The following is an 11,752-nucleotide window of genomic DNA, read 5'->3' as shown; positions in this document are numbered from 1 at the left end:
ATTGAGCTTGAGCAGGAAGCGGTCGAGTTGAGCTTCCGGCAGTTGGTAGGTGCCCTCGTATTCGATCGGGTTCTGGGTCGCGGCGACGATGAACGGGTCGGGCAGTGACTTCGGTTCGCCGTCCACGCTGACCTGACGTTCTTCCATGGCCTCCAGCAGGGCCGCCTGCGTCTTCGGGGGAGTGCGGTTGATCTCGTCGGCCAGCATCAGGTTGGTGAACACCGGCCCGGCCCGAAACACGAACGCGGCGGTGCGAGCGTCGTAGATCAGCGAGCCGGTGACATCGCCGGGCATCAAATCCGGCGTGAACTGCACGCGTTTGAACTCCAACTGCAGTGCTGCGGCAAGAGCGCGCACCAGCAGCGTTTTCGCCACGCCTGGAACACCTTCGAGCAGCACATGACCGCGGCACAGCAACGCGATCACCAAACCGCTGACCACGGCGTCCTGTCCGACGACTGCCTTGGCGATCTCGGTGCGCACCGCCAGCAGCGCCTGCCGTGCCTGTTCAGTCATCGGTGTGCGACCTGCCTTTCGATGTCGTCGAGGTCCTGTGCCAGGTGTACCAGGTCGGTGTCGGTGGCCGGAGGCGGGCCGAACAGTATGTGCTGCAACGACTCTGGGCTGGCGGTGCTGCGCTGGGCGATGGCTGTCACGACGGCTGCGGCCGGCGCGTTGGCGGCCAGTCCGATGCGCGGCAGCAGCCGCTGCAACGTCGCGGTGCGCAGGGATTCGGCGGCGCGATCCCGCGCACGCCGAGACCGATACAGCCGGCCGCGACCCTCGACCGTCTCGGAAGCCCGCACCACGACAGGCAAGTCCTCGACCACCACCGGGCCAAGCCGTCGGCCTTGCCACAGCGCGAGCAGTATCACCACCACCGTCAACTGCAATACGATCCAGTCGACCTTGCCCGGGATAGCGTCGATGATCGTTGTAGGCAAGGTTTTTTCGCCTTCGATGTGCTGGGGTGCGTACCAGACGAGCCGGGGCCGCTCGCCGGCGAGGTTCATCGCCAACGCGGCATTGCCGGCCCGCGGCAGGTCGCCGTTGGTCATGAAGCTGGTGTTGCCGACCACCGTGACCGTCCGAGCGCCGTCCCGGTAGCGCACCAGCACCCCGTCGTAGCAGCTGGTCAACGGTTGGTCGGCGGTGTAGGTGTTGCTCGGGCCGAACTGCACCGTGCCAGCTCGAGTAGCTTCGCGCAGAGCGCAATCCGGCTCATGGTCGAGCGTACTGGCACCGCCGCTGCGAAGACCTGCGGTCAACGCGGCGCGGACGCGCGACGTGGGCTCCACCAGCAGCAGGTCACCGGGGACGTTCGCCAACCGGCGCAGCAACCCGTCGTCGACCAGGTGTTGAGTCTGCGCGAACAACAGCAGCGTGTCGGGCCGTGCGGCACGTTCGACATCGGAGAGGTTGCCGGCGACGACGACCTCGACCCCATTCTCGCGCAACAGCGCCACCAGGGCGTGGGCGCCGTGGCGGCCGGTGGACGCTGGGTCCATCACGCCGCCGGGCCGCGGTGCGGTCAAATACGTGCCGAGAGCGGCGATTGCGGCGAGGGCCGACAACGCCAGCGCAACCCAGCGCCACGACCGCGCCCGCGGCGCGCCGTCAAGCGGACGGGTCCGCGGCTCGTCGACGGTCACCGGACCTGCGCCCCGAAACGCGACCCTAGATGCTCGTCGAGGTCGGCGATCAGCTGGTAGGCGTCCGGCGTGCCGGGGCGGCCACCGTAGGTGACGTCGTTGAAAGCGATTGCGGCCTGCGACATCTCCGAGGCCAGATGCGGCAGGCACGCACCGGCGTCACGGGCCAGCTCGTTTGCGGTGCGGCCCGCCATCGGGCTGATCACACCGCTGTCCTCCAGGCTGCGCGCCACGGCGCGCAGCCGATGTCTAATCGCGGCGGCCCAATCACCTTGAGCTGCAAACTCTTCCGCAGTCGCGCGATGCTGGGCAGCGCTGAGCTGGCGGTCGAACATCGGGCGATCGCCTCGAGTGGTGCGCAGGGTGCGTCGGGCAACGTGGATGGCGACGCCGGCCCCGATCGCCAGCAAGATGAGCAGCACCGAGACGGTGAACCACCCGCCGGGCATAGATGCGCCTGCGTGCAGAACGCGATACATCAAGTCGTCGAGCCAGTCGTGGAACCGTTGGATCGGCGACTCCTTGGGGTAGATCGGCTTGGCCAGTTCCCGTTGGGCAGCTTGGTGTGCGGCATCGCGGTCGATGTCGATAGAAGGCATCCTCAGCCATTCCTCACAGCGGCCGGATGAGCCATAGGCCGTCGGTGGACGCTGTTGCGAACGGCCCAGCCGTGGCGCCGCTCTGCAATACCAGGTCGAACGCCTCGGCCCGAATCCGGCGGTCGGTGTACAGCAAGACGAGGACTCCGGCGCTGAACGGGGTGGTGACGATCTGGCCGATCGCTGCGCCGACGGTAGCCACTGTGGCGCCGATCAGGGTCGGGCCGGTCGAATGCGTCGACGCCATCAACTGCCCGACGACGGTGAACGGTGCAGCGATCGCGTCGGCGATGACGAATACCACGACAGCGGTCAAGGCCCGGATACCCAGCACCCGCCAAAAGCTGTTGCGCACCAGCGCAAAGGATCTGCTGATCGCCCCCATGACGGTGAGCCTCTCCAGCACGATCAGCACCGGCGCAAACGACAACACCGTGTAGAGGAAGGCCACGGTCGCGATCGATGCGAGTACCAGCGGGAAGCCGAAGACGATCGCCGCTCCGCCGTTGCCGATCGAGCTGACGACGGCCAGGACCACGACCACCAGCCCGATGAGCACGACCACTCCAGCGGCCTCCAGCGCCGCCAACCCGATCAACGCCAGCAGCCGACCGCGAATCTTGTCCCATGCCTCGCCGATGGTGATCGACGATCCGAATACCGCGCGGCCGACGATAACGGTGAGGATCCCGCTGAGCAGAATGCTTGCCAGCCAGCTGACGAGGCCGCCGACCGCGATCGACAGTGTCCACGCGGCGCTTTCACCGGCGTCGGCGGTTCCGTCGCCCGCCTGGCTGGCAGCGGTGAGCGGTCCGGCCTTGGCGATCAGTGCGACGATCTGCATGACCACCACGACGACCGCGGTCAGTCCGAGCGTGGTCTTCGGATTGGCCCGGATATAGCCGACGGCGCCGTTGAAGATCTCGCTGAGGCTCAACGGCCGAAGCGGGATGATCCCGGGCTTGAGCGGCCCCGGCGACAGGGGTGGCATGCCGGCGTACGGCGGCATGCCGTAGCCAAGCGGCATGCCGTAGCCAAGCGGCACACCGTATCCCGGTGGGGAGCCGTACGGCGGGGCGTAGCCCGGCGGCGAGCCGTACGGCGGGCCGTAGGCAGGGGGCGGCGGGCCGTAGCCCGGCGTCGGCCAATAGGCGGGCGGGCCAGGCACGTAACCCGGCGGCGGACCGTAGCCCATCGGCGGGTACCCGGGCGCGGCATAGCCAGGGCTGCCGTAACCGGGGTAATCGGGCGCTGGATAGTCCGGGTATTCGGGCGGCGGCGTGCTCACCTGGTGGCGCCGCCGTCGTCGTCGATCATGGCTCCCATCCTGTCGGCCAGCTAGGCAATTCTCAATCTTCTCAAGTGTCGCGCCGATGCCCGAAGTGGCTGCGGCGCGTAGCGTCTTGGCCATGGCGGAACTGAAGTCGCGATTGCGCGCCGACCTCACCGACGCAATGAAGACGCAGGATAAGTTACGCACCGCGACCCTGCGGATGCTGCTGGCCGCGATCCAGACCGAAGAAGTCTCCGGCAAGCAATCGCGGGAGCTCTCCGACGACGAGGTGATCAAGGTGCTGGCCCGGGAGTCGCGAAAGCGCGGTGAATCCGCCGAGATCTACACCCAGAACGGCCGCGGTGAACTCGCCGCCAACGAGCTTGCCGAAGCGCGGATCATCGACGAGTATCTGCCGACCCCGCTCACCGAGGGGGAGCTGGCCGATGTCGTCGACACCGCGATCGCTCAGGTGGCCGAGCAGCTGGGAGAGCGGCCCGGCATCAAGCAGATGGGTCTGGTGATGAAAGCGGCCACCGCGATCGCCGCGGGCAAGGCCGACGGCGCCCGGCTGGCGGCCGCGGTCAAAGACCGGCTCTAGCTCGCCGACGATACAGCTCTAGCCGTTTGCGTCCGTCGCACCGGGGTACCCGTGTGCGTATGACCGGATTTGGCTACACGTTGATGACGGAGCAGAGCGGACCGAAAGACCTTGTGCAGTATGCGATTTCGGCTGAAGAGCGGGGTTTCGACTTCGAGGTCTGCAGTGACCACTTCTTCCCGTGGCTGGCGTCGCAAGGACACGCGCCCAACGCCTGGACGGTGCTGGGCGCGGTCGCACATGCCACCGACCGTGTCGACCTGTACACCTATGTGACCTGTCCGACGATGCGCTATCACCCGGCGATCGTGGCCCAGCAGGCGGCAACCCTGCAGATCCTCGCCGATGGACGGTTCACGCTCGGCCTGGGCAGCGGCGAGAACCTCAACGAACATGTCGTCGGCAAGGGCTGGCCGACGGCCGTGCGCCGGCAGGAGATGCTGCTCGAAGCCATCCAGATCATTCGCGCGCTGCTGTCCGGCGTGATGGTGAACTGGCGCGGCGACTACTTCCAAGTGGACTCGGCGCGGCTGTGGGATCTGCCGGAGGTGCCGGTTGGCATCGGTGTGGCGATGGGCGGCAAGAAGGCTATCGAGAAGTTCGCCACCCATGCCGAGCACCTGATCGCGGTGGAGCCCAACGGTGAGCTCGTCGACGAATGGCATGCGGCGCGGCAGTCCAGCGGTCTCGCCGGAGGCGGTCGCGTGGTCGGCCAGATACCGGTGTGCTGGGACCCGGACCGCGACGCCGCCGTGCAACGCGCCCACGACCAGTTCCGCTGGTTCGGCGGCGGCTGGAACGTCAACGCCGACCTGCCGACGACGGCAGGGTTCGCCGGCGCGACACAGTTCGTGCGTCCCGAGGACGTCGCCGAGAGCATCCCCTGCGGGCCGGATCTGGACGCGATCGTCGACGCCGTGCGGCCGTACTGGGAAGCCGGGTTCACCGACGTTGCCCTGCTCCAGGTCGGCGGCGAATCGCAGGATCTCTTCCTCAAGGAGGCTGCCGAACCGTTGCTGCAAGCACTGCGGGCCGCATCCAGCAAGGGTGGCGGCAATGGCTGACAGCCCGTCGGTTCTGGTCAAGAGCCTGGGCGGGGCCAGCCTGGCACTTGGCCTCACCGAGGTAGTGGCGCCGGGCAAGGTCGCCGCGCTCGCCGGGGTGGAGGACAGCGGCCCTGTCCGACCCGTGATCCGCGTGCTGGGTTTGCGCGAGTGCGGTCACGCCGCCGCGCTGCTGTTCGGGCCCAGCAAGCTGGTGTGGACAAGGGTCGCCGGTGACGTGTTGGACCTGACACTGCTGGCCGCCGGGGTGGCGACCGGCGGGCGGGGCCGGCGCGGGCGCGCCATGCTGTCGGCGGTTGCCCTGGTCGGGATCGGCGGCGCCGATCTCTACGCCGCGCTGCGGGCCACCGGCAACGGCAGCTCCGGCCGGCACGGCAACGCGCCGCGTCATCGCATACTGCGGGCTGCTGTCACAGTGTGGCGTTCACCGGAGGAGGTCTACCGGTTCTGGCGGGACCTAGAGAACCTGCCCACGTTCATGTACCACCTCAAGTCGGTCACCGTGGACGCCGACGATCGCTCGCATTGGGTCGCCAACGCGCCGATCGGCCAGTCCGTGCAGTGGGATGCGCAGATCACCGAGGACGAGCCCAACACACGCATCGCCTGGCAGTCGATGCCGGGTGCGTTGGTCGAGAACGGTGGCAGCGTCGAGTTCACTCCCACGCCGGACGGCTCGGGCACCGAAGTCCGGGTCACCATGAGCTACCACATACCGGGCGGTGTGCTGGGCAAAGCGGCCGCAACAGTGTTCGGCGAGTCCCCTGAGCAGCAAGTCAACGACGACCTGCGCCGATTCAAACAGCTGCTGGAGACCGGTCAGGTCATGCGGTCGGACGGCTCGCCGGAAGGCGCGGCCGCCGTCAGGCAGATGCACCAGCGGACCGCACAGCCACAGGGAGGCGACCGATGAAGGCCACGGTCTGGGCTGGCCGCAACAGCGTCGAAGTGCACACGGTTCCCGATCCGAAGATCCTCAACGACCGCGACGCGATCGTGCGGATCACCTCGACCGCGATCTGCGGTTCAGACCTGCACATCTACGACGGTTACATCCCCACGGTCAAGCGCGGCGACGTGCTGGGCCACGAGTTCATGGGCGAGGTCGTCGAGGTAGGCAAGGCGGTGACGAACCTGGCCGCCGGCGACCGGGTGGTCGTGCCGTTTCCGATCGCGTGCGGCGCCTGCGCTGCGTGCGAGCGTGAGCTGTATTCGCTGTGCGAGAACTCCAATCCCAACGCCGGCATCGTCGAGAAGCTGATGGGCCATTCGCCGGCCGGGCTGTTCGGCTACTCGCACATGATGGGCGGGTTCGCCGGCGGGCAAGCCGAATACGCGCGAGTGCCGTTCGCCGACGTCGGGCCGCTGAAGATCGAAGACGACCTCACCGACGAGCAGGTGCTGTTCCTCTCCGACATCCTGCCCACCGGCTACATGGGCGCCGAGATGTGCAACATCGGCCCGGGCGATGTCGTCGCTGTCTGGGGAGTGGGTCCGGTGGGCCTGTTTTCGGTCGTCAGTGCCTATCTGCTCGGCGCGTCGAAAGTCATCGCGATCGACCGCGTGCCCTATCGGCTAGCGCTGGCCGAGCAACAAGGCGCCGTGCCAATCAACTTCGCCGAAACGTCGGTGCTCGAAGCGTTGGCCGACATCACCGCGGGGCGCGGACCCGACCACTGCATCGACGCGGCCGGTATGGAGGCCCGCAATAGCTCGACGGTTGTGGACGCCTACGACCGGGTCAAGCAGGCGGCGCGGCTGGAAACCGAACGCCCGCATGCACTGCGGGAAGCGATCATGAGCTGCCGCAACGGCGGCACGATTTCGATTGTCGGGGTGTACGGCGGGCTGATGGACAAATTTCCGATCGGCGCGGTGATGAACCGGTCACTGACCATCAAAACCGGCCAATGCCATGTGCAGCACTACATGCGGCCGCTGCTGGACCGGATCCGCAACGGCGACATCGACCCGACCTTCGTCGTCAGCCACCACTTAAGTCTGGATGACGCACCGCACGGCTACGAAATCTTCAAGCAAAAACAGGACAATTGCACCAAGGTCATCCTCAAACCGTAAGGAGCACACGATGTCCCATCATCAGTTGCAGGGCAAGAGAATTGCGTTTCTGGCCGCGGACGGCGTGGAGAAAGTCGAATACGAGCAACCGCGCTCGGCGCTGGAAGACTCGGGCGCGCAAACCGAGTTGCTGTCGCTGAAAACCGGTGAAATCGAAGCCCGCAACCACGATTTGGAGCCGGCGGGAACGTTTCCCGTCGACCGCGCGGTATCCGATGTATCGGTCGACGAGTTCGACGCTCTGGTGTTGCCTGGCGGCACAGTGAATCCGGACAAGCTGCGCATGGACAGCAAGGCTGTCGCGTTCGTGCGCGACTTCGTCAACTCGGGAAAGCCGGTCGCCGCGATCTGCCACGGCCCGTGGACGCTGGTCGAAGCCGGTGTGGCGGCCGGACGCACGCTGACGTCGTATCAGAGCATCCGAACCGATCTGCGCAACGCCGGCGCCAACGTTGTCGACGAGGAAGTCGTCGTCGACGGCAATGTCATCACCAGCCGCTCGCCGCGCGACCTGGAGGCGTTTTGCTCGACGATTGTCGACAAATTCGCGCACGCGCCGACCAGCGCCTAAATCCCGTCGGTCGGTTTCAACGCTGCGGTTTGCGGGCATAGTCACGCGAGAAGCCGTGACCGCCGCGGCGACGTGTCGAAAGGCCCCTGTGACCACCATTTACGCCGCCCCCGGCGATCCGCTGACCGCTGACGGGGTGTATCCGCCGCAACACGACTCGCTTCTGCTCATCGACGCGATGGAACGCAGCGCGTTGGTGCCCGGTCGGCGAGTGCTCGACCTGTGCACCGGCACCGGTGTGGTTGCTATCGCTGCAGCTGAACTGGGGGCGGCCAGCGTTACGGCGTTCGACATCTGCCCGCGTGCGGTGCGGTGTTCTCGGGGCAACGCCGTGCACGCCGGAGTCGACGTCGACGTCCGTGAAGGGTCGTGGACCGGCGCTCTGGGCTATGCGCCGTTTGACGTGATCGTGTCCAATCCGCCCTATGTGCCCACCCCGCCCGTCGACGACAGTGACAAGATCGCGTCGGCGGCCGGCCCGTCGTGGGCGTGGAATGCCGGTCCCGACGGGCGGCTGGTCCTTGACCCGCTGTGCGATTCGGCATCGGATCTGTTGTGCGACGGCGGTTCTTTGCTGTTAGTTCAGTCGGTGATCGCCGATGCCCAACGTTCGCTGGACATCTTGCACTCCAATGGGCTGAGCGCTGAAGTTATTGCCACCCAGTGGATTCCGTTTGGACCAGTAATGTCGGCGCGGGCACGCTGGCTCGCGGACACCGGTCGGGTGCCGCGTGGCTGCCGGGAAGAAGAACTGGTTGTGATCCGCGCGGACAAGCCATGACCACCGCCAAATCTACTGTGGTGCGGGTTATTCGGAACGGCCCGCTGCTGATCTCCGGACCGGTGCGCATCGAGATGCCCGACGGCGCCGTCGTGGAATCCGACCGATTCATGGTGGCCGTGTGCACCTGCCGGCGCAGCAAGAACTATCCGCTGTGCGACACCAGCCACCGGCGATGCCGGCGCACGGTGTCAGCTCAACGGTCGTCGTAGCGACGTCTGGCCGGCCTTCCAGGCCGAAATCATGATGTCCGCCAAGCGATCCTCAACGACACCGAACGCGCGCATTCCGAACACCACGTCGCGGTCCAGGCGCGGATCTCGGGCAACCAAATCACCAACCACGTCGTAGCGCACGACCTGTTCGTGCACTGCGTCGGCCTCGACGTGCTCCCGGTAGAACGCGGCACATTCGTCCGGAGCGCCGAGCCGTTGCAAAGCCTCTACCAGTCGCCGCGATCCCGGCGGCGAGGTGATCTCAGTGGCCGCGAAGTGCCCGATGGCCGCCCCGCGCAGCCAACGGTGCAGCCCGAACATCGACATCAGGTTCACCACCGCCAGCGACTCGGCTGGAACGGCGTCAAGATAACCAAGATATGTCGAGTCCAGCCCGGCGGCTTCCATCAGATCCGCGAAGAGCTGCTGATGCAGGTGCGCGCCACGGCCGGCGCCGTACTCATCGAACTCCACCGCGACGAACGACGCCTTGGCTTGCCCGGTGAGCCGGGGAATGGCCCACGCGTGCGGGTCGCCCTCCTTGAGGTGATACAGCGAGCGATGCACGAAATATTCACGCATCTGCTCCCAGGTTCCGGTGTCCCGCAGGTAATACGATGGGCCTTCGCCGTTGACGGGTTCGGTAGAGAGCGCGTCCATTTCGGCGACCGCGGTGTGGTCGGGTTCGATGGGGCCGACGTCGCGACGCACCCCGGCGAGGAAGGCCCGTTCCAATTGGGCGCGCAGGTGCAGCAGTGCCGGGCTCCACTCCCACGTGGGGTCGACGCCGGCGAAGCCCCGGTAGTGCAGCTCGTAGCACATATACAGCGCCAGCTGCAGATCGAGACCGTACGGGTCCGAATCGCTGACCGAGGCCCCGATCCGCGTGAGCTGCTCGCGAGGAGCCGGTTCGGTTAGACAGCGGCGAACGGCCATCGAAAGCGGTCCATGCGCAGCGGGGAGCCGAGGTTCGATTGCTGCCTGAGTCACGCGGGTGTGTACCCGTAATTCGCCATCGGCCAAACGAGACGAGTTACGGCAGCTCCGTGTGCATCAGCATCACGTCGTATGCGGACCACAGTGACAAATTGAAGTACAGGTCTTTGCCCGTCGACCAAGGGTGGAGCATCGGCGCATAGATGCCGCCGGGCATCTGGAACGACGATACGAGCACTTGCTCGGGACTCCATGGTCCTTGGGGCGCGGGCGCGGTTCTCGCGACGACGTCGTTGCTGCCTCCGTTGGTGTACAGCACCACATATTGCTTGAGGTAGTTGTTGTATTGCGCTGACATTTCGCCGACGGGGCCGGGGAAAATCGGGGTCGCCGCACCTGGGTTGTTCGGGACCCATGCATTGTGGTCGCCGTTCCAGTACTGGTATTTGGTGACGTCGGGGAGAAGGTTCGGTGGGACTCGGGACAGGAAAGCCGGGCCGCCGCGTCCGGACGGGGTCCCGAACGAGTAGATGTAACCATCGTTGCCGCGCATGAACGCGCCCATCTGGAAGTTCTCATTTCCGGGGATGTAGCGGGCTCCCGGGACGCCGTCGGGACCGGATGCGCGGACAGTGCCCGGGTAGATGCCCCAGTTCTGGCCGTTGTCGGGGGACATTGCGATTGCCGAGTAGTTCGTTGACCACTCGCCGTCGCGGCCCCACTGCTTGATGGACATGAAGTTCATGTACTGGGTTCTGCCGATGGAGATGCCGGCGGTCGGGATCATGCCCTCCTGGGACGCCCACTTGATGCCGGGAATGACCTGTTTGGAAAAGTTCGGTTGCTGCACCGGTGAGCCGGAGTATCTGTCGTTCGGGACGCCGGGCGCCACGGTGATTCCGTCGGCGAGATTCTGGTCGCTGCTGCGAAACAGCACGTTGTATCGCCATTGCTGGCCCTGCAGGCGGCAATAGCCGAAAGTGTCGCCGAAGGCCATGAGCACTTGACGGGCGCCGGGATCGCCGTTGTCCCAAAGGATCCCGAGGTCGGTCCCGGAGATGCCGAAACGTTCGAGGGTTTTGTTGGGCCCGTTCGGTCCGGTCACCCACTCGACAAGCGATGTCGGGGCGCCCCCGATAGAGGCGGGAGGCGCCGCTTCGGGCTGAGGTGCGGCCGCGTCGGGATTCAGCTGGCCCGCATTCGGGGATGGTTGGTTGCCTGCGCCTGGCGGGGTGGGCCCCGGCGGAACGATTGCCGCTTGCTGGCGCACCGGCGCTCTGGGGTGCAGCAAAGAAGAAATGAGCGGGCCCAACTTGGGTAGTGGCGCACGCTCATTCGCGCCGCGAGGTCGGCGCCCGGTCGGTGGCCGGACTACCGGCGCAGGCGGCGGCACCGCTGGGGCCGCGGCAGGGGGATCGACGTTGGCTTCGGGCGCGCTGCAGGGCAGTGCGCTGGCTGGTGGAGCGGGGACTAGGCCAACGACGAGTCCGATTGCGGCCGCCGACACCGCCGATATCGACAAGATTCGAGGGACCGGCGACACGTCACACCTTTCAGCGGGGCAGGACGTCCCAATTGACGTCAGCTGGTAGCTGATGTGACGATAGTGATCGCTGTGGTTTTTGTGACCGCTGATGCGGCAAACGGTACGAATCCGTGACCGTGTCGCAACCGTGGATTTCGCCGGGTGTCAGTCATCATGCCGGCTACCGCTCGAAGTTCATCCACCGCGGGATGGTGTACGCCCGATTCGTGTCACACCCCTCGATTAGTATCGCAAGTACGTTCGAATCTCCGGGGTTGTCGACGACGGCGGAGTCGGTGGCGGCGATGGATAAGGTGTGTGCTGCGGCGCGCAGTGAGGCCCAGGCCACGGGTCGTCGGTTGACTGCGGTGGCCGATTTGATCGAGTTGCGGGATCGCCAGTATGGCGATCGGCCGGAGTGGGCGGCCGATTTGTGGGATGAGATCGCCCGTGAGC

The 11,752-nt window shown here is 66.3% G+C and carries 13 protein-coding genes and 1 pseudogene; 8 read left to right on the top strand and 6 right to left on the bottom strand.

Annotation, left to right across the window (positions count from 1 at the left end; translation table 11 throughout):
* The 4 genes from VFA16_RS19630 to VFA16_RS19615 all read right to left on the bottom strand — a co-directional run.
* The coding region (locus VFA16_RS19630; RefSeq protein ID WP_324969424.1) for an AAA family ATPase at positions 1 to 516 on the bottom strand (516 nt) is incomplete at its 3' end.
* Positions 513 to 1,652, bottom strand: a complete 1,140-nt coding sequence (locus VFA16_RS19625) for a DUF4350 domain-containing protein (RefSeq protein WP_324969423.1) — start codon at positions 1,650 to 1,652, stop codon at positions 513 to 515. The genes VFA16_RS19630 and VFA16_RS19625, both read right to left, overlap by 4 nt.
* Positions 1,649 to 2,251 carry a DUF4129 domain-containing protein gene (locus VFA16_RS19620; protein WP_324969422.1) on the bottom strand — a complete coding sequence of 201 codons (603 nt, stop codon included), beginning with the start codon at positions 2,249 to 2,251 and terminating at the stop codon, positions 1,649 to 1,651. Before VFA16_RS19620 ends, VFA16_RS19625 begins: the two co-directional genes overlap by 4 nt.
* Before the next feature lie 13 nt (positions 2,252 to 2,264).
* A complete protein-coding gene (locus VFA16_RS19615; RefSeq protein ID WP_414687768.1) occupies positions 2,265 to 3,539 on the bottom strand; it encodes a hypothetical protein in 1,275 nt (424 codons plus the stop codon).
* 121 nt (positions 3,540 to 3,660) lie between these two features.
* Here VFA16_RS19615 and VFA16_RS19610 point away from each other — a divergent pair, with 121 nt between their 5' ends.
* The 7 genes from VFA16_RS19610 to VFA16_RS19580 all read left to right on the top strand — a co-directional run bounded on the left by VFA16_RS19610 (position 3,661) and on the right by VFA16_RS19580 (position 8,832).
* On the top strand, positions 3,661 to 4,125 hold the full coding sequence (locus VFA16_RS19610) for a GatB/YqeY domain-containing protein (protein WP_324969421.1): 465 nt from the start codon (positions 3,661 to 3,663) through the stop codon (positions 4,123 to 4,125).
* Positions 4,126 to 4,184: 59 nt separating this feature from the next.
* On the top strand, positions 4,185 to 5,189 hold the full coding sequence (locus VFA16_RS19605; protein WP_324969420.1) for an LLM class F420-dependent oxidoreductase: 1,005 nt from the start codon (positions 4,185 to 4,187) through the stop codon (positions 5,187 to 5,189).
* Positions 5,182 to 6,102: an SRPBCC family protein gene (locus tag VFA16_RS19600; RefSeq protein ID WP_324969419.1), complete on the top strand. Its 921-nt coding sequence runs from the start codon at positions 5,182 to 5,184 to the stop codon at positions 6,100 to 6,102. The genes VFA16_RS19605 and VFA16_RS19600 overlap by 8 nt, the downstream gene beginning before the upstream one ends.
* Complete coding sequence (locus VFA16_RS19595; protein WP_324969418.1) at positions 6,099 to 7,268, top strand: zinc-dependent alcohol dehydrogenase; 1,170 nt, start codon at positions 6,099 to 6,101, stop codon at positions 7,266 to 7,268. The genes VFA16_RS19600 and VFA16_RS19595 overlap by 4 nt, the downstream gene beginning before the upstream one ends.
* A 10-nt stretch (positions 7,269 to 7,278) precedes the next feature.
* The gene (locus VFA16_RS19590; protein WP_324969417.1) at positions 7,279 to 7,839 is read left to right on the top strand and encodes a type 1 glutamine amidotransferase domain-containing protein; all 561 of its coding nucleotides are present in this window, start codon (positions 7,279 to 7,281) and stop codon (positions 7,837 to 7,839) included.
* A gap of 88 nt (positions 7,840 to 7,927) precedes the next feature.
* Complete coding sequence (locus VFA16_RS19585) at positions 7,928 to 8,620, top strand: HemK2/MTQ2 family protein methyltransferase (RefSeq protein ID WP_324969416.1); 693 nt, start codon at positions 7,928 to 7,930, stop codon at positions 8,618 to 8,620.
* Positions 8,617 to 8,832 carry a CDGSH iron-sulfur domain-containing protein gene (locus VFA16_RS19580; RefSeq protein ID WP_324969415.1) on the top strand — a complete coding sequence of 72 codons (216 nt, stop codon included), beginning with the start codon at positions 8,617 to 8,619 and terminating at the stop codon, positions 8,830 to 8,832. Before VFA16_RS19585 ends, VFA16_RS19580 begins: the two co-directional genes overlap by 4 nt.
* Here the strand turns inward: VFA16_RS19580 and VFA16_RS19575 are convergent.
* Together VFA16_RS19575 and VFA16_RS19570 are read right to left on the bottom strand one after the other, a co-directional pair.
* Positions 8,812 to 9,771, bottom strand: coding sequence for an iron-containing redox enzyme family protein (locus tag VFA16_RS19575; RefSeq protein ID WP_324969414.1), 960 nt, complete (start codon positions 9,769 to 9,771; stop codon positions 8,812 to 8,814). The genes VFA16_RS19580 and VFA16_RS19575 overlap by 21 nt on opposite strands.
* Positions 9,772 to 9,868: 97 nt before the next feature.
* On the bottom strand, positions 9,869 to 11,356 hold the full coding sequence (locus VFA16_RS19570) for a DUF4185 domain-containing protein (RefSeq protein WP_414687769.1): 1,488 nt from the start codon (positions 11,354 to 11,356) through the stop codon (positions 9,869 to 9,871).
* A gap of 71 nt (positions 11,357 to 11,427) precedes the next feature.
* Here VFA16_RS19570 and VFA16_RS19565 point away from each other — a divergent pair.
* Positions 11,428 to 11,752, top strand: a pseudogene (locus VFA16_RS19565) (hypothetical protein); the annotation flags it as partial.

Origin of the sequence: Mycobacterium sp. (assembly GCF_035653355.1) — a bacterium.
Taxonomy (GTDB): Bacteria; Actinomycetota; Actinomycetes; order Mycobacteriales; family Mycobacteriaceae; genus Mycobacterium.
This window is presented reverse-complemented; position numbering and strand designations above follow the sequence as displayed.

What these genes read in the sequence shown, in the direction of transcription:
- VFA16_RS19620 (WP_324969422.1), bottom strand. Translation starts at nt 2,251, where the DNA reads ATGCCTTCTATCGACATCGACCGCGATGCCGCACACCAAGCTGCCCAA.
- VFA16_RS19610 (WP_324969421.1), top strand. Translation starts at nt 3,661, where the DNA reads ATGGCGGAACTGAAGTCGCGATTGCGCGCCGACCTCACCGACGCAATG.
- VFA16_RS19605 (WP_324969420.1), top strand. Translation starts at nt 4,185, where the DNA reads ATGACCGGATTTGGCTACACGTTGATGACGGAGCAGAGCGGACCGAAA.
- VFA16_RS19600 (WP_324969419.1), top strand. Translation starts at nt 5,182, where the DNA reads ATGGCTGACAGCCCGTCGGTTCTGGTCAAGAGCCTGGGCGGGGCCAGC.
- VFA16_RS19595 (WP_324969418.1), top strand. Translation starts at nt 6,099, where the DNA reads ATGAAGGCCACGGTCTGGGCTGGCCGCAACAGCGTCGAAGTGCACACG.
- VFA16_RS19590 (WP_324969417.1), top strand. Translation starts at nt 7,279, where the DNA reads ATGTCCCATCATCAGTTGCAGGGCAAGAGAATTGCGTTTCTGGCCGCG.
- VFA16_RS19580 (WP_324969415.1), top strand. Translation starts at nt 8,617, where the DNA reads ATGACCACCGCCAAATCTACTGTGGTGCGGGTTATTCGGAACGGCCCG.
- VFA16_RS19575 (WP_324969414.1), bottom strand. Translation starts at nt 9,771, where the DNA reads ATGGCCGTTCGCCGCTGTCTAACCGAACCGGCTCCTCGCGAGCAGCTC.